Origin of the sequence: Candidatus Tisiphia endosymbiont of Oplodontha viridula (assembly GCF_964264865.1) — a bacterium.
GTDB lineage: Bacteria > Pseudomonadota > Alphaproteobacteria > Rickettsiales > Rickettsiaceae > Tisiphia.
This window is the reverse complement of sequence record NZ_OZ183486.1, coordinates 336,074-356,887: the sequence shown is the minus strand read 5'-3', so window position 1 is coordinate 356,887 and position 20,814 is coordinate 336,074. Positions and strand designations below refer to the sequence as shown.

General features: G+C 32.7%; 17 protein-coding genes and 1 pseudogene. 12 read left to right on the top strand and 6 right to left on the bottom strand.

Annotation, left to right across the window (positions count from 1 at the left end; genetic code table 11):
* Window positions 1–170: 170 nt before the first annotated feature.
* Window positions 171–929 (bottom strand): ester cyclase, encoded by a 759-nt coding sequence (locus tag ACFEL1_RS01805; RefSeq protein WP_375331271.1) that lies wholly within the window; start codon window positions 927–929, stop codon window positions 171–173.
* A gap of 300 nt (window positions 930–1,229) precedes the next feature.
* Here ACFEL1_RS01805 and ACFEL1_RS01800 point away from each other — a divergent pair, with 300 nt between their 5' ends.
* From ACFEL1_RS01800 to ACFEL1_RS01785, 4 genes are all read left to right on the top strand, one after another.
* The gene (locus ACFEL1_RS01800; RefSeq protein ID WP_375331270.1) at window positions 1,230–3,326 is read left to right on the top strand and encodes a peptidase domain-containing ABC transporter; all 2,097 of its coding nucleotides are present in this window, start codon (window positions 1,230–1,232) and stop codon (window positions 3,324–3,326) included.
* On the top strand, window positions 3,287–4,765 hold the full coding sequence (locus ACFEL1_RS01795; protein ID WP_375331269.1) for an HlyD family type I secretion periplasmic adaptor subunit: 1,479 nt from the start codon (window positions 3,287–3,289) through the stop codon (window positions 4,763–4,765). The genes ACFEL1_RS01800 and ACFEL1_RS01795 overlap by 40 nt, the downstream gene beginning before the upstream one ends.
* A complete protein-coding gene (locus ACFEL1_RS01790; protein WP_375331268.1) occupies window positions 4,762–6,912 on the top strand; it encodes a type I secretion system permease/ATPase in 2,151 nt (716 codons plus the stop codon). The genes ACFEL1_RS01795 and ACFEL1_RS01790 overlap by 4 nt, the downstream gene beginning before the upstream one ends.
* A gap of 88 nt (window positions 6,913–7,000) precedes the next feature.
* Entirely contained in the window at window positions 7,001–8,311 is a 1,311-nt protein-coding gene (locus tag ACFEL1_RS01785) for an MFS transporter (protein WP_375331267.1), read from the top strand.
* Here ACFEL1_RS01785 and ACFEL1_RS01780 read toward each other — a convergent pair.
* Window positions 8,287–9,003, bottom strand: a complete 717-nt coding sequence (locus ACFEL1_RS01780) for an HD domain-containing protein (protein WP_375331266.1) — start codon at window positions 9,001–9,003, stop codon at window positions 8,287–8,289. The genes ACFEL1_RS01785 and ACFEL1_RS01780 overlap by 25 nt on opposite strands.
* A gap of 336 nt (window positions 9,004–9,339) precedes the next feature.
* Here ACFEL1_RS01780 and ACFEL1_RS01775 point away from each other — a divergent pair, with 336 nt between their 5' ends.
* From ACFEL1_RS01775 to ACFEL1_RS01750, 6 genes are all read left to right on the top strand, one after another.
* Window positions 9,340–9,825, top strand: a complete 486-nt coding sequence (locus ACFEL1_RS01775; protein WP_375330797.1) for a helix-turn-helix domain-containing protein — start codon at window positions 9,340–9,342, stop codon at window positions 9,823–9,825.
* A gap of 20 nt (window positions 9,826–9,845) precedes the next feature.
* The gene (locus tag ACFEL1_RS01770) at window positions 9,846–10,343 is read left to right on the top strand and encodes an IS630 family transposase (RefSeq protein WP_375331209.1); all 498 of its coding nucleotides are present in this window, start codon (window positions 9,846–9,848) and stop codon (window positions 10,341–10,343) included.
* Between the two features lie 292 nt (window positions 10,344–10,635).
* Window positions 10,636–11,736, top strand: a complete 1,101-nt coding sequence (locus ACFEL1_RS01765) for a Fic family protein (RefSeq protein ID WP_375331265.1) — start codon at window positions 10,636–10,638, stop codon at window positions 11,734–11,736.
* 313 nt (window positions 11,737–12,049) lie between these two features.
* Window positions 12,050–12,619 (top strand): hypothetical protein, encoded by a 570-nt coding sequence (locus tag ACFEL1_RS01760; protein ID WP_375331264.1) that lies wholly within the window; start codon window positions 12,050–12,052, stop codon window positions 12,617–12,619.
* Between the two features lie 2 nt (window positions 12,620–12,621).
* Window positions 12,622–14,865: a 2OG-Fe(II) oxygenase gene (locus ACFEL1_RS01755; RefSeq protein WP_375331263.1), complete on the top strand. Its 2,244-nt coding sequence runs from the start codon at window positions 12,622–12,624 to the stop codon at window positions 14,863–14,865.
* Between the two features lie 31 nt (window positions 14,866–14,896).
* Window positions 14,897–16,702 carry an AAA family ATPase gene (locus ACFEL1_RS01750; RefSeq protein WP_375331262.1) on the top strand — a complete coding sequence of 602 codons (1,806 nt, stop codon included), beginning with the start codon at window positions 14,897–14,899 and terminating at the stop codon, window positions 16,700–16,702.
* On the opposite strand, the gene ACFEL1_RS01745 is transcribed toward ACFEL1_RS01750, so the two are convergent.
* The 4 genes from ACFEL1_RS01745 to ACFEL1_RS01730 form a co-directional block, all read right to left on the bottom strand.
* Window positions 16,699–18,285: a recombinase family protein gene (locus ACFEL1_RS01745; RefSeq protein ID WP_375331261.1), complete on the bottom strand. Its 1,587-nt coding sequence runs from the start codon at window positions 18,283–18,285 to the stop codon at window positions 16,699–16,701. The two genes, ACFEL1_RS01750 and ACFEL1_RS01745, sit on opposite strands and share 4 nt — an antisense overlap.
* Window positions 18,286–18,407: 122 nt before the next feature.
* On the bottom strand, window positions 18,408–18,659 hold the full coding sequence (locus ACFEL1_RS01740) for a hypothetical protein (RefSeq protein WP_375331260.1): 252 nt from the start codon (window positions 18,657–18,659) through the stop codon (window positions 18,408–18,410).
* Window positions 18,656–18,967: a hypothetical protein gene (locus ACFEL1_RS01735; RefSeq protein WP_375331259.1), complete on the bottom strand. Its 312-nt coding sequence runs from the start codon at window positions 18,965–18,967 to the stop codon at window positions 18,656–18,658. The genes ACFEL1_RS01740 and ACFEL1_RS01735 overlap by 4 nt, the downstream gene beginning before the upstream one ends.
* Window positions 18,960–19,199 (bottom strand): hypothetical protein, encoded by a 240-nt coding sequence (locus ACFEL1_RS01730; protein WP_375331258.1) that lies wholly within the window; start codon window positions 19,197–19,199, stop codon window positions 18,960–18,962. The genes ACFEL1_RS01735 and ACFEL1_RS01730 overlap by 8 nt, the downstream gene beginning before the upstream one ends.
* 324 nt (window positions 19,200–19,523) lie before the next feature.
* Here ACFEL1_RS01730 and ACFEL1_RS01725 point away from each other — a divergent pair, with 324 nt between their 5' ends.
* Window positions 19,524–19,997, top strand: a complete 474-nt coding sequence (locus tag ACFEL1_RS01725; RefSeq protein ID WP_375331257.1) for a hypothetical protein — start codon at window positions 19,524–19,526, stop codon at window positions 19,995–19,997.
* Window positions 19,994–20,813 (top strand): annotated as a pseudogene (locus ACFEL1_RS01720) (ATP-binding protein). The gene ACFEL1_RS01725 and the pseudogene ACFEL1_RS01720 overlap by 4 nt, the downstream one beginning before the upstream one ends.
* Window position 20,814 lies beyond the last annotated feature (1 nt).

Below are 20,814 nucleotides of genomic sequence, written 5' to 3'. Positions count from 1 at the left end.
ACTCCTTATAAGTTATAAAAGGTACGAATATAGCTTGCTATATAAGTGGTTTGCTGTTATTGTTATTTAACTTACAGAATTAAGATTAATGAATAAGAAAGTTTACTGCATCAGTAAAAATTACTTAATATAAAATATTTTTGCTAGTAAAGATTATTGCGAACGTTAACTTATTGTTTACTTATTCTTTTAGCAATAAGTAAGTAAAGATATTGAAACAGATGGTATATTTTTTTAGAATGTATTAAATTTTGTAGATCATATTTAGAGTTACATAAAAGCTTATATTTTATGTGTTCAATATGAGCTTCAGCAGTTCTTGGAGAAATATTAAATACTGCTCCTATAGATTTTAAACTATGTCCAAATAACCAGTAACTTAATATTTCTAATTCTCTAGCTGTTAATTTGATATTATTATGCTGTGTCAGCTCAGTTAGTTTAGTAATTAACAAGTGATAATTATTCTGCCTATCATATTCTACTGGTTGTAAACAATAGCCTAACTGACTGTATAGATCTATAATGTTTAAATAACAAGTATAGTTAATTATTACATGTTCATTAAATTGGTATATACTCTTTCCAGTACATTGAATTTTTTTACCCGTTGGAGCAATATTTTGTAAAATTCCTGTATGTGTACCAGTACATTGCCACTGCCGAAAAACTACATTATCAATTTCACAAGAATTTATAGTATAGAATTCAATATTAGGAAAGGCCTCAAGCCATTGTAAATAAACATCTTGTACAGAACTATGTCCTACCATTCTCCCTTTCAGGGAACTTTCAGCAAGTAAATTGTTATCAAAAAGTTCTGAATATATACCTTTTGCTTCCTTTATTTCCTTAATGCCCCAAAAACACTGCTCAAAGTCTAGGATTTGCTTTAACTTACTATTCCTCATACCTATAATTGCTAGCACTCATATTGATTTACCTATAAAACAATTAACTCCTGTTAATTAACAGATTAATATTTTTAAAGAAAACCTACTATTAAAAAGAACTATATAAGTAATTCTTACTGATGCAGCGAATCTTTATGTTTATTAACTTAATGTTTAATAAAATAAGAAAGTGAAATGAGTAAAATACTAGAGCGAAGCACTAGAATATTATTGATTTTCATTGTCAATTATCTCTTTGCATATCACAAAAATGTTTTAAAACCTTTAAAAATTAGGATGGTATGTTTTTGTAGTTATTTAATAATTTAGATATTTATGAAAAAAGATGTACAAAGTGCTGTAGCTTGTAGCCAATTGTTATTACAATTAGTAGGGATTAAGGTTACGGAAGACGATAATAGATCCTTATCATCTTACCAAAATATTGACTTTGGTTTAAAAGAGCTTAGTAAAACTCATGGGGTAAAACTGCAACAAAAGAAGCTAGCATATGATAAATTAACAGCTACCAAATTACCGCTATCCTTTCTATCGAATGATGGTGAGTATCGAATATTAGCTAAAATGGATAATGATCACGGTCTAGTACAACATCCATTCAAAGCCCACACCGAATTATGGTCTAAGGAGCAACTACGTGATTGTTGGAGTAATAGAGTTATTGCCCTATCTTCTCCAGCATTGAAATTTAATATAACTTGGTTTATTCCAGCTTTTTGGCAACACCGACGTATGTTAGCTGAAATTTTGTTATTCTCACTGATATTACAACTACTAGCCTTAATATTACCTTTATTCTTTCAAATAGTAATGGATAAAGTGCTAGCCTACAGGAGCTACAATACTCTAGATGTACTTATCTTTGCTTTAGTTATTACTAGTATTTTTGAGTCATTATTGGGAGGATTACGGGAATATCAATATTCTCATACAGCTAATAGAATAGATATTTTACTTGGAGTCAAACTAGTAAAGCATCTACTAGGTTTACCTTTGCTTTATTTTACAAATCGACCAGTTGGTTCGTTAGTAGCTCGTATCCGTGAGCTAGATAGTATTCGAGAATTTTTAAGTGGAACTTTATTCACCCTGCTAATTGATATTAGCTTTATGCCAGTATTTTTATTGGTAATGTGGCTATTATCTCCTACACTAACTATCATAGTAGTTACCTCTATTCCTTTCTACGCTTTAGTGGCTTGGCGAGTTACCAAGCCACTGCAGTCTAGGTTAGAAACCCAATTTCAATATAATGCTATTAATACTGCTTTTTTAACTGAAACTATTGCTGGAGCTGAGACAGTGAAAAGCTTAGCAGTTGAACCACGTTTATCTAGGCGCTGGGAACATCAAACTAGAGACTTAGTCAATGCAAACTATCGTACACAAATATTATCCTCTCTATCTAATAATTTAGTACAAGGACTTGGCAAGTTAACTAGCATATTAACTTTATGGTATGGAGCGATAGCTGTTATTAATCTTGAAATTACTCTTGGGCAATTAATTGCTTTTAACATGTTGTCTCAGCATTTTGCTGCTCCGTTAGCTAAATTAGTTGAATTATGGGGTCAGTTCGTTCGAGCCCAAGTAGCGGTAGATAAGCTCGGAGATATCCTGAATTTACCAATTGAACAAGAAATAGTAGGTAAACAACCAAAATTAACAGGTGATATCACTTTAGAGCAAGTGACTTTTCGCTATCAACCAGGCTCACCACTTATACTGCGAGGTATTTCATTGCGTATCAAAACGGGTACGCACATTGGTATAGTAGGTGAATCAGGTTCAGGTAAAAGTACCCTTGCTCGTTTATTATTACAACTCTACTTACCAGAACAAGGACAAGTATTAGTTGATGGAGAACTACTGAATACTTTAGATATCCGTAATTTACGACAGCAAATGGCAGTAGTGTTGCAAGAGAATTTTTTATTTAACAGTACGGTGCGTGATAATATTGCTCTATCTTTTCCTCAAGCTTCTTTAGAAGCAGTAGTAAAGGTTGCTGAGCTTGCAGGTGCTCATGAATTTATACTGCGTTTACCCATGAGTTATGACACGATAGTGGCCGAAGGAGGCAATTCTTTATCAGGAGGACAAAGACAACGCATTGCTATTGCTCGTGCTTTATTGGTAGAGCCAAAAATATTAATTTTTGATGAAGCAACCAGTAGCTTAGATGATGAATCCCAAGCTTTAATTCAAGCTAATATGGCTAAAATAGCTAGTGGTCGTACAGTTATTACTATTGCTCATCGATTATCTACGGTGCGTCATTGTGATTCAATTGTAGTATTGCATCAGGGCAAAATTATTGAACAAGGCAATCATGATATATTATTAACCTTAGACGGTAAATATAAACGCTTGTGGCACTTACAACAAGATTTGCAGATGAAGGGGAAGTAAAAATTATGATGTACTTATCTCGATGCACACAAGTAATACTACATCTATATACAATAATGAGAAGATTATTACAACGACTATATACTAAACTATCTACTATTTTTCAAGAATCTCAGGATAGTAGCGATCAATATGAATTTCTTCCATCTTACCTTGAATTAATGGAGCGTCCACCTTCACCTACCGCTAGAATCACAGCTATTACTATTAGTATATTAGTATTATTATCATTAATTTGGGCTTGCTTAGGACAATTAGACATTCATGCTACTGCACATGGTCGACTTATCTCTCCTAGCCGTTCTCAATTCATTCAATCTTATGAATTAAGTGAAGTAGTTGAAATTTTAGTAAAAGATGGACAAGCTGTTAAAGCTGGAGATAAGCTAGTAATCCTAAATGTCGTGGGATCAGAGCAAGAAATCCGCCGTTGCCAAGAACAACGATCTTTTCAACAATTAGAGCTAGCACGCTATCAAGCATTACTAAGTAACGACCCATTACAAAGCCTAGTAATACCAAATAATCTTGAAGAATCAATATCCACAAGAGCTAAAGCACATTTAGCCAGTATCTGGCAAGAGCATCAAGCAATGTTGAGCAAATTTGACACAGAGCTAGTAACTAATCAATCTGAACAAATAGCTAATCATGCCAGTATAGAACATTTACAAAAACTAAAACATAATATAGAACAACGCTTAACACCAAGTCGTAAGCTAGCAAGTTATAAGTTCATAGCACAGTCTGAGTTACTTGCCAGAGAAAAAGAAGCTTTAGAAATTGGCTTATCAATCTCTACTAAGCAAAAAGAACTAAGAATATTAGAAGCTCGTGCTGATACACTTCAAAAAACTAAAGCTAGTTATATAGCACAAAAGCATCGGGAATGGTTTGATAACTTAAATAAAGCAGAATCTACCTTATTAATAGCAGAACAAGAACTAGCTAAAGCTCAAGAACGTAGCCGGTTGCAAATCTTGCGAGCACCATTAGATGGGATAATACAGCAAGTTGCCGTGCATACTATTGGCGGCATTGTACAAGGAGCTCAGACATTAATGGTAATTGCTCCCCATGATTCTCCTCAACAAGCAGAAATTGATATTGCTAATAAATATATAGGTTTTATTCGTCCTGGACAATCAGTAACAGTTAAAATTGAAACATTTCCTTATAGTCGTTATGGTACTATTAAGGTCAAAGTGTTAAGTTTGTCTCGTGATTCCGTTAAACGAAACGAGTATTCTAATCCTGAATTAGTTTTTCCTGCTCAAATTGAACTAGCACAAAATCATATTGCAATAGGTAATAAACCAGTAGCTTTAACTCCAGGTATGACTATTACTGCTGAAATTAAAATAGGTAAACGCCGAATCATTAATTATTTACTGGGGCCAATTCAGGAATATAAGTCAGAAGCGTGGAGGGAACCATGAATAACCAAGAGATGACTAAAGGTACATACGGTATAGCAGCAATAGTAAGGGCTGCCCAACATTTCCAAATAGTAGTAACTGAAGAATCATTGGCTCATAAGCTTGGAGTAGATTGTAGGCAATTAACAGCATTAGAAGTATGCAAGGCAGCAAGACTTGTTGGACTACGAGCTAAATGGTATCAAAAAGTTAACATAAACATTGCCAGCTTGCCATTACCATTATTAGTGTGTTATGATGAGCAATGGAGTATTATTGAACAAGTAGAAGCAGATGGCTACTGGTTACGCTATGATTTAGCTTCTCATCAACTTTATCAGGAGTCGTTACCTCAATCTTCTAGTAATACATGTAACATAGAAATAATATTACTAGCAGAAAACGAAGTGAAAGTTACTGACACTAAATTTAGTATGTACTGGTTTTTACCTTCAGTATTAAAACATATAGATCAATTACGTGACGTATTACTGTTATCTTTAATGTTACAATTGATTTCTTTAGTAAGTCCAATGCTGTTTCAAAATGTTATAGATCAAGTATTAGTTAGTCGAGGTATCTCTAGTTTGCATATATTAGCTATTGCAATGCTGCTACTAGCAATAGCTGAACCATTATATAGTCATTTACGCAGTAAAATATTTACTAACTTATCTAGCAAGGTTAATACTGAACTATCAGCTAGACTATATCGTCATTTATTGACGTTACCATTAAATTATTTTTGTCAGCGACAAACTGGACAAATCGTTGCTCGTATACGAGAGATGGAGCAAATTCGTCAATTTTTAACTGGCTCAGCATTAATGTTAGTGCTAGACATTATTTTTATCTTGATGTTTATAGCAGTAATGTTTAACTATTCTAGCACGTTAACTTGGCTAGTATTAGGATCCCTAACATTATACGCAATATTTTGGTTCATTGTTGGTCCAATACTACGTTACCGAGTTACTAAAGAGTATGATGCAAGTAGCCTAGCTACCGCCTACTTGACTGAAACCATAACTGGTGTAGAAGTTTTAAAAACTACTGCTACTGAACCAAATTTCCTAAAACGTTGGCAACAAATACTAGCTAGTCAATTACGTGCTACATTTTCAGCCAAAAAAGTTGCTATTACTGCCAGTCAAGGTATTAACTTGGTACAAAAACTAACATCTGCATTATTATTATGGATAGGAGTAAAGATTGTACTTGTAGGTAAATTAACTGTTGGAGAATTGGTAGCTTTTAATATGCTTGCTGGACACGTAACACAACCAATCTTACGGTTAGCTCAAGTATGGCAGGATTTTCAACATACTATAATAGCATTACGGCGTATAGGAGATATTTTAGATACTGAATCAGAAGCAGGTAATAAAGGTATTGCTTCTGTACCAAAATTAAATGGTAAAATAGAGTTTCAGTATGTACGTTTTCGCTATCAAGTGGATACTCCAGAAGTATTAAAAAACCTGTCTTTTACGGTACAAGCTGGAGAATTTATAGGTATTACCGGACCATCTGGATCAGGCAAAAGCACCTTAACTAGATTATTACAACGTCTATATATTCCACAGCACGGACGAATCTTAGTAGATGGTATGGACATAGCTATTGCTGATCCAACTGCCTTGCGTTGTAATATGAGTATAGTTTTACAAGATAATATGTTATTTGCTGGAACATTATATGATAACATAAAATTATGCTACCCTGAAACAAGTGAAGATAAGGTAATACAAGCCGCAAAATTAGCTGGAGCTGATAGTTTTATCAAATCCCTACCGCAAGGCTATCAAACCATTATAGGCGAAAAAGGTAGTGGTCTATCTGGTGGGCAGCGTCAGAGAATAGCCTTAGCTAGAGCTTTATTAGTAGATCCAAGGATTCTAATTCTAGATGAAGCGACTTCTGCTCTTGATTACGAATCTGAAGCAGCAATTATGGCTAATCTAGACAGTATTTGTTATAATCGTACAGTCATCAGTGTTGCTCATCGGTTAAATACTATTAGGTATGCAGACCGTATTCTCGTATTAGATCAAGGTATAATTGTTGAATGTGGTACTCATTCAGAGCTTCTAGCCAATCAAGGTATGTATTTTCGTCTTTGGACTCGACAAACGTGTTCGACTTATCCACCTATAATGGATTGCTAACCGATACATAATGCTTAGGAGATCAAGGGAACATGAAAAAATTAATTACTAATCAAGTCAATTTTGACAAAGTTGGGAGAAAAACTATATGCCAGAATATGTCAGATATGATGAGGGAACATTTTCCTCTCTAACAAAACAACAAAAAGAAGCAATAGGATTACTTGCTATCGGTACTTTCTTAGAGTATTTTGATCTCATGCTCTATGTTCATATGGCAGTACTATTGAATGAATTGTTTTTTCCAAAAGCTGCCCCTCACACTCAAGCTATTTATTCTGCTTGTGCTTTTTGTTCTACTTTTGTTTTTAGACCATTAGGAGCATTTATTTTTGGTTGGATCGGAGATAATATAGGTCGTAAAGTTACTGTAGTAATCACCACTTTGATGATGGGAATATCTTGTTTTGTAATGGCTATTATTCCCAGTTATGACCAAATTGGTTTTACTGCTACTGTAATAGTAACACTGTGTCGTATAATACAAGGTATTTCTTCTATGGGTGAAGTAGTAGGAGCAAAAATTTATTTGACGGAATTTACTAAACCACCTGTTCGATATCCTATTGTGTCATCAATGACAGTTTCCTCTAATTTAGGAACAACATGTGCTTTAGGTTTTGTATCTTTAGTTCTTGCTTTCTCAATCAACTGGCGCTATATCTTTCTTGTCGGTACTATTATTGCAATAGTTAGTACCGTAGCTAGAACAAGATTACGTGAAACTCCAGAGTTTGATGATGCAAAACGTTATGTCAAGAAGGTATACAATATAATTTCTATAGACAACAACACTCTCACAGATAATTATATTTACAATGAAAAACTTAATAAATGTACGTGTGTAGCATATTTTTTAATGGAATGCCTACCTCCAATATGGTTTTATCTTACTTTTATTTATTGTGGAAATGTTCTAAAAACTTCCTTTAATTTTACTGCAATACAAATTATTCACCAAAACTTTATTGTATCAATTATTGATTTATTAGCAGTAGTATTATGGACATACTTAAGCTATAATATATATCCTTTAAAAATTCTTAAGATGCAAATAATAATATTTGGTGTTTTTATTTGCCTATTTCCATTAATTATATCAAGTATTAGTACAGCCTTTCAGTTATTAATTATACAAGGGTTTATGGTCACATTTGCTTTTGGCACTTTACCAGCATCAGCAATTTTTTTTAAAAAATTTTCAATTTTTAAACGTTTTACTTGTGCTAGTTTAACTTTTGCTATATCACGTGCAGTTATGTATTTAATCACTTCTTTTGGATTTATTTACTGTACTAAATTTTTTAATCATACAGGATTATTAATTATTATAATTCCTGCTGTACTAGGCTACTTATGGGGATTTTATCACTTTCATACATCAGAAGAACGATCATAAAATTTTTTAATTACAGAAAAAGGATGATTCAACTCCTGTAATAATGAATTGTCAATTTTTAAATTTTGTATACTTAATCCTATAATATTACATCTTACATCAAATAATTCTAAATACGTAGACAAAGTTAGAAAGTGTTCTATAGTTTCCTTTACAATTTTTTTAATTTTCTCAGGAGATTTAGCATTAACTGTCTGCATATTATGCAATCTATCAAATAACTTTATTAATGATACTTCATGTTTCTTCTCTTTGTATAATATTTTTACCATTTCTGCAGAACTAATCTTTATGCCATCTTCTTTAATTCTTGTTAAGTCTTGTACCTGATTTGCTATTCTCTCTCCAAATTCCTTTGCAATTTTCTCCTTGGTAAGTTCAGTATCTTCTAATGTGTCATGTAATATGCTAGTAACTAGTATATCTGTTCTAAATAAATAATCTGACACCATATAGGCTACTTCTATCGGATGTGAGTAAAATGGCTCCCCTGACTGACGCATCTGATCACCATGGTACTTCCTAGCGTAGTATATAGCTTTCTTTATTTCTTTTATATTCACTGGTGGTACTTTTACTATGCTATTTAAATACATTACTTTATCTATTAACTTTGTCGCATAAATACACATTTCAAAATCTATAATATATGATGATAATGGTGAAATATCACCTTGATATAAATCTTTCATTTGAACCTCTTTTAATTTGGTATTAGTAGCCACTCCTGATAAATTATAAAAAGCAAGAAATTTAAAATTTCTTTTATATTTTAAGCTGTTTTAATAGATCAAGAAGCTTTTGCTGTAAGTCATTACCGCAATCAATTACCATGTTCAAATTTGCTTAATGCTTGCAACTTATTTAACTATACCTATTACCCATATAGCTTGCTATACACACGTGGTTTGCTGTTATTGTTATAACTTATACCAATTCCCTAATTTAAATTAGTATAAATAGTAGAAAAAAGATGAGATTATGTTATAATATTCCAAGTTTATGAATAAATTAAGGAAAGGAATATAATGGGATGTCATCAAAGATTAATAACAGAAGAGTTATACCAACGTGCTATTGAGCAGCTTGCAAGCATGAACCGAGATAATAGAGTTGCTATTAGACTTATGGCTATAATTGCTGCTAAAGAAAATGGTGTTGGTATAGTATGTAAGGTATTTAATATAACAACCAATACGCTTAGGAACTGGGTAAAAAGCTTTGCTCAAGGTAATGATAAAAGCCTTGAATATAAACAAGGTAGAGGACGAAAAAGTAAATTAACAAAAAATTGTTGTGAAGCAATAAATAAATGGTTACAAGACGATTGTAACATGACAATAAAAAATATCATCATAAAACTTAAAGAAAATTTGGAGATTGATGCTAGTAAATCGGCTGTACATAGAGTATTACAGAAACTTAAATTTGCATACATTACCCCAAGACCAGTGCATTACAAACAGAATAAAGAAACTCATGAAGGGTTTAAAAAAAACTTCAAGAAACAATAACAAATAACCCTAGCAGTTACTTGTATTTCTTTGATGAATCACGTTTTGGGACTCATTCTAAATTAGGTTATGGTTGGTTTCGTAAAGGTAGCAGAACTCAAGTTAAAGCCAAAATGGGCTTTCAAAATTTCTATGTTTATAGTGCGGTTAACCCAATCACAGGTGATGATTTTACTTTAATGATGCCAAATGTCAATACCGTTTGTTTAAATATATTTTTGGCAGAGATGTCTAAACAGATAGGAGAACAAAAAGCGATTATTGTTATGGATTGTGCTGGATGGCACAAAGCTAAAGAGCTAATTATTGCAATAAATATAGAAATTCTTTATTTACCCCCATATTCTCCTGAATTGAATCCGACAGAGAAATTGTGGCAATATTTAAAGTCTAATACTATAAAGAATAAAGTATATGACACAATCGAACAACTAGAAATAGTAGTATGTTCCTGCCTTAAAAATTTAAATGCCTCACTAATTAAATCGATTTGTTGTATGAATTATTTGCTAAATTAAATTAGGGAATTAGTATTATAGAATTAAGATTAATAAGTGAGAAAGTTTACCACATCAGTAAGAATTACTTAATATAAAATTAATGCAGTAATTATGAACTGCCACGATATTTTGACTTACACTACTATTTGCAGAGATTTAGACAATATGTGATTCCATATTATGCTGATCAACTAATTGATAAATCATTTTCCCAAACTTGAATCAAGAGTTACCCGCATATTTTTCTTGATTTATCAGAATTTTGTCAGCATAATGTATTATACAATTAAGCCGATATAGAGCGTTTATTATGCCGACAAAATTCAATCCCGTGTATATAATAATTCCAAGTATTGCAAAGGATTTAATGCGTATTGAAGCAGCAAAACAAAAAGTTTCCTTACTCCCCATTAATCTAAGAGTTTTATCCTTATTAAGGGAAACTGCCAAATTATATACGACCTATTATTCAACTATGATTGAAGGTAACCGTTTAGATCCTGAACAAATTAAGGAAGTACTGACATTGAAAGGACATTTCCCTGGACGTGAGCGTGATGAACACGAAGTTAAAGGATATTATGCAGCACTTGCACAACTTGAACAATATGTTGCTAAAAATCATCCGGTTACCGAGAAGGTCATACAAACACTCCATGCCTTAGTCATGAGTGATGGCAGAACAAGAGTAATCCCAACTCCTTACCGAGATGGACAGAATGTTATTAAAGATGGGCAAACAAGTACTATTGTTTATATGCCGCCTGAATCTAAGGATGTTCCTACTTTGATGAAATATTTAGTCACTTGGATCAAAGAAAGCAATGATTTACCATGCCCAATTATTGCAGCTATTACACACTACCAATTTGCAACTATCCATCCCTATTATGATGGTAATGGTCGTACTGCAAGGTTACTAACCACACTAATTTTACATTTGGGAGGATACGATCTAAAGGGACTTTACTCTTTAGAAGAATATTATGCCAAGAATTTGTTTGCTTATTATCGTGCTATCAGTATAGGTCCTTCACATAATTATTACTTTGGTCGTGCTGAAAGTGATATTACCTCTTGGATTGAATATTTTATTGAAGGAATGACTTTTGCTTTTGAAAAAGTTGTCACTCAAATGATTGTTGCTCAAAATAAAGGTGAAAAAGATCATTCTACTTTAATAAGAACCTTGGACCCAAAACAACGTAAAGCATTAGAATTATTTCAAAACTATGAAGTTATCACAAGCAATCAAATTGGTGAATTATTTGGGTTTCAACCTCGTACCAATACTACACTTTGTAAAAAGTGGGTCAACGCTGGTTTCCTAGAAATTGTCGATTACTCTAATAAAGCACGAAAATATAGATTAGCGAAACCATATGACGTTTTATTAGGTAATTTGTTGTGAAGCAATACACTAATAACTTGGTTACAAGAAAGAGGATTAGAATTATCACCAGGCAAAACACGTGTAGTAACATTTAGAACCTTCAAAAGCTTGATGAAATTCAGCTTTGTGGTTAACAATTAATTGGCAACTCGCGTTAAAATATGTTACTAAATATAAAAAATAACAATTAAACTGCTGATAAATCATTAGTGCTGTAATGTAGTTATGTTATAATTTTTCTAAAGAGTTAGTGATGATCAAATCGAAATATACTCAGATTAGCTTTTGAAAAAAGTTTATATCTAGGTAGTAAGTAATGAGTTGACTATTTATGAATGCAAAAAATAAAGAAAAAACCAGTAATTGGCTGGAAATTAGAAAAACTTTAAATGGATGTTCTGATGGTGATATTATAGGATTAATTGCAGAATTATATTCTTTATCAAAATCAAATAAGGATTTCTTGGAAACTAGGTTTTTACCAGACAACAGTGCATTAGAACGCTATAAAGCAAAAATAAAAAAGCACTTAGCTCCCAATGAGCCATGGAAAGATAGTCAACAAATTAGTCTCAAAGAAGCTAAAAAAATACTTAGTGATTATAAGAAAGCAACAAGTGATAAAGTTGGGCTTATTGATTTAATGGTATATTACGTTGAATGTGGTACTGATTTCCTGTGTGAATTTGGTGATATGTATGAGCAATATTATATTAGCCTAGAATCAGTTTTTGAGAACACTATTAAAATAATGCAGCAATTTGATGAAACAGAAATGGGCTATTTTATTCAAAGATTACATGTAGTCGTTAAAAAAGCAGAACATATGGGATGGGGATATTATGATGCGATATCGGAGATGTTAAATAGTGTTTACGAGGAAACAATTATAAAAGAGTAAATATGGAAAATAGTATATTAGAAAGAATTGCTAATGCACTTACAACAGATGATTTGCAAGATAAAGGTAAAGATAACGTACAATTTTGTGTCACCGATGAATTAGCACCTAGAGATATTAATATAGAAGTTGATGGGTTAGGGCTAATGACTCTTCCTGTTAGTCAGACATATATTCAAAAATTGATAAATATCTCCTCTAAGGCCCAATTTGGTTTACGTGAGCAAACAATATTGGATGAGAATATTCGCAATAGTTATGAAATCAAATCTGATAAATTACATATCAGTATCAATGAACAGTCTTTAACAGCTATGCTAAGCAAAATACGTGATAGCTTAGGGCTTAGCGGGAATAGTGTTTTAACTGCACATTTGCATAATATGTTAATTTATCAGCCAGGGCAGTTTTTTGATATGCATCAAGATTCTGAAAAATTGGAGAATATGGTTGCAAGTTTGGTAGTTGTATTACCATCACCGCATATTGGTGGAGATTTGATCATTGAGCATGGTAAAAAAAAGAAGATTTTCTCTTCCGAAAATATTGATCAAAGTAATGCTAAATGCATAGGTTTTTATGCAGATTGTAAACACAAGGTTGAAAAAATTAAGCAGGGATATCGCATTGCTCTGACTTACAATCTGGTGTTAAAATCAGAAGAAATTTGCAACATCAAAAATGTAAATCAGCAATTAACAGATGCTATTAAAGATTATTTTGATATAGAAGTGAACAAACAGCCGCAAAACAAACAACCGCAGAGGCTTGTGTATTTTCTAAACCATAGTTACACAGAACATAGTTTGCGATGGAGTATGCTCAAAGGGGCTGATCGTGCAAATGCTTCTGCACTTTATGGAGTAGCACAAGAGTTAAGCTTAATCCCTCATCTTGCTTTAGTTGAAATTCGACAATCTTGGACTACAGATGGAGATGATCGCAATTCAACAATTGATGAACTTATTGATGATGAAGTAACTTTGTCTTATTGGATAGATTCAAATAATAAAAAATTACCATTTAGTGAATGTGATATTGATGAAGATGAGATTTGTTGGACAAAAGAAACGGAGTCTCTTGAGCCGTATAACACGGAATATGAAGGCTATATGGGAAATTATGGTAATACCATGGATTATTGGTATAGACGTGCTGCTATTGTATTATGGTCTGAATCAAGTCAAATTCCGATGAATTTCATGCTGAATTATGATAATGCTATAGATGAGTTATATGTACTTACCAGTAGTCTAGACAATGAAAAAGAAGTTATGGAAATTATAGCAAAAGCTGGAAAATATCTATATCGAACATTCTATAAAAAAGATAAAAATGATTTTGAGATATTGGCAAATATTGCTCTTTACATTAAAGATAAGGACACTGCACTATCAATTTTATCTCATTTTAAATGGGAGATATTAAATTCTGATATCATAAAATTGCTTGTTAAATTGCAAATTCAATATGGCATCAACTGGTGTATCGATCTTTTGAATAATTGGAAAAATCATGAAAGAGATAGTAAAGATTGCTTTATAAAAGAAATCCATTCTTTTGTACAAAATTTCTTATATTATGACGGTGCAGCTTCAATTGTAGAGCTATTATTGGATACTCAAAGTAATACCCTTATTGATAGCGACCAAGAAGCGTATAAATGGCAGAAACCTGTAAAACTTAAGGAATCTTTGCCTAAGAGGATTGCCATGTTTTATCAAACCCTTGCAGCATGTGCAGCAATTAATAATATTTCAGTGCTAGATAAAGTTATTGAACATTTAATATCTAGCCTAGAATTATATCCAGAGACTAGCTTGGCTGAGTTGTTTTTTAAACTTCAAGGTACAGTTCCTACTGAATATTTTGCCCATTACAAACTGCTCAAAGATCATCTAGTTCAAATTATAGATAACCAACTAGCTTTAGGGATGCGTCCTGAAGATGATTGGTCTATTGACGCTAAATTACCGTGTAAATGTGAGCATTGTAAAATAGCCACGAATTTTTTGCACTCCAAAACTGAGATAACAAAAATATGGCCTATTCTAGCAGCTATTCGTGATCATATTACCAATATGTTTAATGGTTTAGACTTACCTGTTAATTTATCTGTTGAAAGAAAAGGTTCACCACATAAGCTGATTATGGTAAAAACCGAGCTATTACACAAAAATGCAAAAAAAAGATTTGATGAATTAAAATTTTATCAGCAAAAGCTTCAAACTAATATTAAAAATTAAATTATAAACTTGCTATATGTAGATAAAAAATATGAAAGAAGAAAGCCTTAAGAATGATTATCAGCCAAGAATGCTAGTTGGTACTGATGATTTCAAAAAATTATTATTAAACACTGATATCTTTGTTGATAAGAGTCTACTTGTTAAGGACATAATAGAAGATAGTGGTGATGTTATATTAATCACTAGACCAAGACGTTGGGGTAAGAGTTTGAACATGGATATGATCAGGAGGTTCTTGGAAATTGAAATAGATGAACAGGGAAATCCATTAGCACTGAAGATAAATAACAAACTATTCCTTGGGGGTACAGTAGATTTAGGCTTTGATGAAACTAAAGAGTTAATGCCCTTAAAAATTGCCAGTATAGCAAGTAGCATAAAACGCCAAGGTCAATATCCAGTTATTTCTATAAATTTCAAGGATGTTAAGGGCAGCAGTTACCAAGAGATAGAGAGCGGTATAAGAAAACAAGTTATTAAGCTATTTGCGAGTCATTACTACTTAAGGCGTTACCTTACTCAGGATATAGCACTATTAGATAACGCCCAAAAAGAAATATTAGAACGGTACTTTGCAGGCAAATTTGATAAGGAAGATCTTAAGGATAGTTTAGGCTTCTTAAGTGGACTATTGTCTAAACATTTTGGACAAAAAGTTTATATATTGATCGATGAATACGATACACCCATTAACAATTCCTACCTTAAATTTGGTCACAAGCCTGAAGAGTTTGAACAAGTACTTGAATTATTTCGTGGCATGTTTGGCAGCAGTCTAAAAGGTAATACTTGTGTAGAAAAAGGAGTAATAACTGGCATATTACGTATTGCTAAGGCTAATTTGTTCTCAGATCTTAATAATGTTAGTGAATATAGCTTGCTAGATGATGAGTTTTCTAAGTTTTATGGCTTTACCCAAACAGAAATTGATGAATTACTAACCATCGTTCCAACTACAACTAATCATGAAGAAATAAAAAATTGGTATAATGGTTACACCTTTGGTGGAGAGGTCATTTACAATCCATGGTCAATCATGCAATGTTTAGCACGCAAAGGTAAGCTTGATCATTACTGGCTAGATAGTGGGGGTACGGGGCTAGTTGATAAGGCATTATTGTCAGATGAGATGCAGGAAGATTTACAGAGCTTAGCTGCCGGGAAAAGTATTATCTCACCTATTACCAAACAAATAATTTTTGCTGACATTAACAAACCAGTAGGATTACTTAGTTTATTGTTATTTAGTGGTTATTTAAATCCTACTGCCAAAATACCAGAAAAAAATGTTTATGAGCTATCTATCCCTAATTATGAAGTAAAATATATCTATGAAACAAGAGTACTACAATGGGTAACAAACCAACTAAAAATCGATAGTTCTAGATATTACTCGTTTGTTAGCTTGTTACCAGCAGGTAAAGTAGAGAAATTTAAAGAACGGTTACAAGAATTGCTACAAAACTCTACCAGTTTCCATCAGACAGGAGAGAGAAAAGCAGAATTATTTTATAGTGGCTTTATGTTAGGGCTTATTAACATGTTATCACCTAGCTACATAATAGCAAGTGAACAGGAGTCAGGAAGTGGGAGGGCTGATATTATCATGATCCCAAAAGCTAGTAAAGGAGATAAGGCAATTATTATTGAGTATAAAATAGCTAAAAATAAAAAAGATTTAGCCTCAGTAGCTAAAATGGGCTTAAAGCAGATTATAGATAAACAATATGATGTAAAAATAAGGCAGTATCAATATGTTAAGCAAATACTCAAAATTTCTATAGCGTTTTGCGGTAAGAATATGGAGTTACAATACCAAGTTGATGAACCCTAATAATAGAGTGTAATGGCTTGAATAACTAATAATTTTACGTCTATCGTGGTTCTGAAATTGTCCACTACGCCCCGCCAAATGGGACAATTGGTTAATTTTGCTAGTTCTGTGAAGGGAAAAGCTAGAGCGTACTCTAGTTTCTGACCATTAAGATTTAGGTTCGCAAACATAAAATTTAGTAATTCCCGTTTTTCAGCTATCGTCGAATCCCTAAAAGTTTCATAAGCGTTTGTAGTAATACTTATCAGGTCTACAAGCTTTTTTGATAATTTGTCATCTACCTTGTCATAACTTTTAATCAATTCACTTAATTCATATTGCCTATCTCTTAATTGTGTTTTCTTACGCAAAAATTCTTCCCTAGTTAAAACCCCTTCTGTAACTAAGTCTACAATCGAGTCAAGTTTATTTTGAATTTGGGTATGTTCTTGCTTTAATGCACCAACTTCACGATTAAATTCATGTGCCTTTCCGTGATTAACATTCATAAGATATTCCATCGTCTGTTTTAATATTTCAGTATCTTTAATTTTTAAGCTTTTCAGTACTTCTTCAAGCTGCAGCACTATTTGATCTTCTCTGACCCAAATCATCTTTTCAGGATTTTGTGGATTCCAAGTACGTAAATAAGTCCATTCTGATACTTTACCATTCTTGTATCTTTTGGTTTTAGTATCAGCAGTAATTAGTTTATCAGTAACAGCACATTTGAGAATACCCCTAAATAAAAATTCTTTACCTCTATATTGAAAAGGTGTTTTATTCCAACCATTTCTTACTGTTTCGCATGTCATAAAAATCTCTCTTGTGGTAAGTGGTTCATACTTATGAGGCCATAATTCTTCTTTAATCCTCATTTCTCCGTAATAAAATGGATTTTGTAAAAGTCGGTGCAAAGGTGATTTAGTAAAATGAAAACCCTTTTTACTCCTTAAACCCCACTCTCTAGCCTTGGTTACCATTTCAGACAAAGTATAAACTCCTGTAGCATAAGTTTCAAAGATTTTTTTTATTATTGAACCACTCACTGGGTCTACCACTATTAGTCCTCTCCCCCTTTCATCCCGTTTATTTACATAGCCAATAGGAGCTGGACCATACCACTCTCCATGTACTTCTATTTTTTGTTTAAAACTTTTCCTAACATTCTCGCTAAGCAGATCAGTATGAGATTTGGCAAATACAACACTCATACCCCACATCATTAATTCATGTGCGCTGGAATGCTGATGGATTACATAACCCTCACTGTTAAAATGTAGTTCTAACTTGCCTTGCCTTATTAGATCATCTAAAATAGGTGTTTCTTTTTGGCTTCTTTGAATACGATCAACTTTATCAGCTACAAAAGCAATAGGCTCACGTTGCTTTTTTATAAATTTGATAATTTCCATAAAATGTTTACGATCACCTTTGGTCGATGATTCAACAAGCTTAAAGCGGTCTAAAATAAATAACCCCTTACGCTCACAATATTTTTCCAATCTATCAGTTTGTACCTCAAGAGAATAACCTTCTTGTTGATCTTTTGATGAAACACGTGATAAGATAATTGCTTTTGTAGCTTTATAACGATCAATCATTAATAGATTCCTCCACAGAATTTTTTATATTTATTTATGTCCATTAATATTAGCATTTAAAACTAACTTTTCAATCTTTAATTTACAAATAACTTATTATCTTTAAAAAAAAAATTAGAAGGTCAATTTTGATTTAAGTAATTTTTTAGTTCTTTCTCCTTTTCTAACCTAACTTGAATCTCTACAAATTTTTGGCAAAAATTTATAAAGTTTCTTGCTAATTTCCTTGACTCCTCCTCACTTATATCTTCATCATGAGCATTACGAATACAGTTAGCTAAACAGTTAAAAATTTCTTCTCTTGATTTTCTAGCTTTAATATTTTTATGAGGCTTTTTATCACCTAAATCAGCGTTTGGTAATCTGTTTATCATAATTCTTCTTCATTATATTTCGATAAAATTAAATCCAGCAATGCTAAGCTATCAGCTTCATTATGGTCTTCTGTAGTAAAACCTTTGCGTTTAACTGCCTTAATTACTTCCTGTTTTGAAGCATTGCCTTTACCTGTAAATTGCTTAAAGCGTAAATGTGGCATGCCTCCTCCTTCAAATCGCTTTAGCTTGAAAGTGATTGTATCAAAGGTAATACGACCTGTTGGATATCGTATTGCCCAGCCTAGGGTCGTGCCAAGGTCAAGTGCTAGGATAGTTTGAAGACTGTGTTTAATGTCATTAGTCATCTTGTTTTAATTCTTTTAATAATTCTTGTTCAAGAAATTCATCCGTAGTTCCGTAAAAATCGTTTGGTGTTACAGCTCCTCGAGTAGTTATAAAAATCTTCAACATAATTTTTTCTCTTGGAATAGCTGCTTCATAAAGATATCTGTAAATATGGGCATGAGTTGTTTCAAATAAGCGAGCAGCTGCAGTAGGCTTTATTTTATTTACTGACATCCAAGTTGAAAGTTTCATAATCTTCTTAATTTTAATTGTAGGTTATAAAACCTAGCTAATTGTTATGTATAAAAAAGTATTTCTTGTTAAATAAAAAGTTCTGCATACGAGTTTTAGAAACGTACTGAGTCATGGACTGATTTCTAATTATGGATACTGTAATTTAAAATTATAAATCTGTGGAAAAATGTTATTTTAAATAACTAAATTAAAGAGCTTTTTGCTTGATCTATGCTAGATATCCGGTTTAAACAAATTATTTTTAATAACTTAAGGTTGCAAAAATTGAATTTTCAAGGAATCCTATTAAGACCATTTTATATTTCAAATAGGAGATTAATGATGAATAAAGATAATGTTTTACACATACCAATTGGCTCGCTAGCAAAATACCAAATACAAGATTTGTACCAGTTATTGCAGCAAGTATTAGAGCAACTTGAGCAAGCAAAAAAAACTAGAGAATGGCTTTTGTATGCCATTAGCTTAAAGTATGGGGAACATATTAGAGCTAAAAGGCTACGTCTTGAGAAAGATACGGGCGTTATACATCTCGAGGATAATGGCTTTAAGATTAGTTGTGATGTTGTTAAGAAGGTTGAATGGGATCAGCAAAAGTTGGCAAAAATTGCTACTGATATTTTAATTAACGGGGGTAATTTAAATGATTTCGTTGAGACCTACTACAATGTACTAGAGGCTAAGTATAACAGTTGGTCTAGCACAATTAAGAACATTTTTGAACCTGCTCGAACTTTAAAGTTGAGTAAGCCGATCTATAAACTAAACAGACTGGCTCAGGAGGTAGTATTATGAGCAAGCTGCCTATTATCAGTGCCGATGAACGTTTAGCTGAAACAAGAGGTGTTAAGGGCTGTATTTTTGGTGGTTACGGAGTAGGTAAAACCAGTTTACTTTGGACATTGCCAAAAGATAACACTTTATTCCTTGATCTAGAGGCAGGTGATTTAGCAGTAGAAGGTTGGCAAGGAGATACTATTAGACCTCGCACTTGGCAAGAATGTCGAGACCTTGCAGTATTTATTGGTGGTGCTAATCCAGCAGTTCGTGATGGTTTTGTTTACAGTAATGCTCATTATCAAGATGTTTGCAAACGCTTTGGGGAAGCTGCAATGTTGGATAAATATCAGACTATCTTCATTGATTCCATTACTGTTGCAGGTCGATTGTGTTTGCAATGGTGTAAGGGGCAACCACAGGTAATTAGCGATAAAACCGGCAAAGAAGATATGCGTTCAGCCTATGGGCTGCATGGACAAGAAATGATTAGCTGGCTTACTACTTTACAGCATAGCAGAAGTAAGAATATTTGGTTTGTTGGAATTTTAGAAGAAAAATTTGATGATTTAAACCGCAAAAATTTTGCTCTGCAAATAGATGGTAGCAAAACGGCATGAGCTACCGGGTATAGTTGATCAGGTCATTACTATGGCAGAGTTTAAAGCACAAGATAACTCAACTTACCGGGCTTTTATTAACCATACCAACAATCTATATGGTTATCCCGCCAAAGACCGATCAGGCAAATTAGCAATGATCGAACCAGCTGACCTTGGCAAATTAATGGAAAAAATTAAATCAGCAACAAGAATAACAACAGGAGGAAAATAAT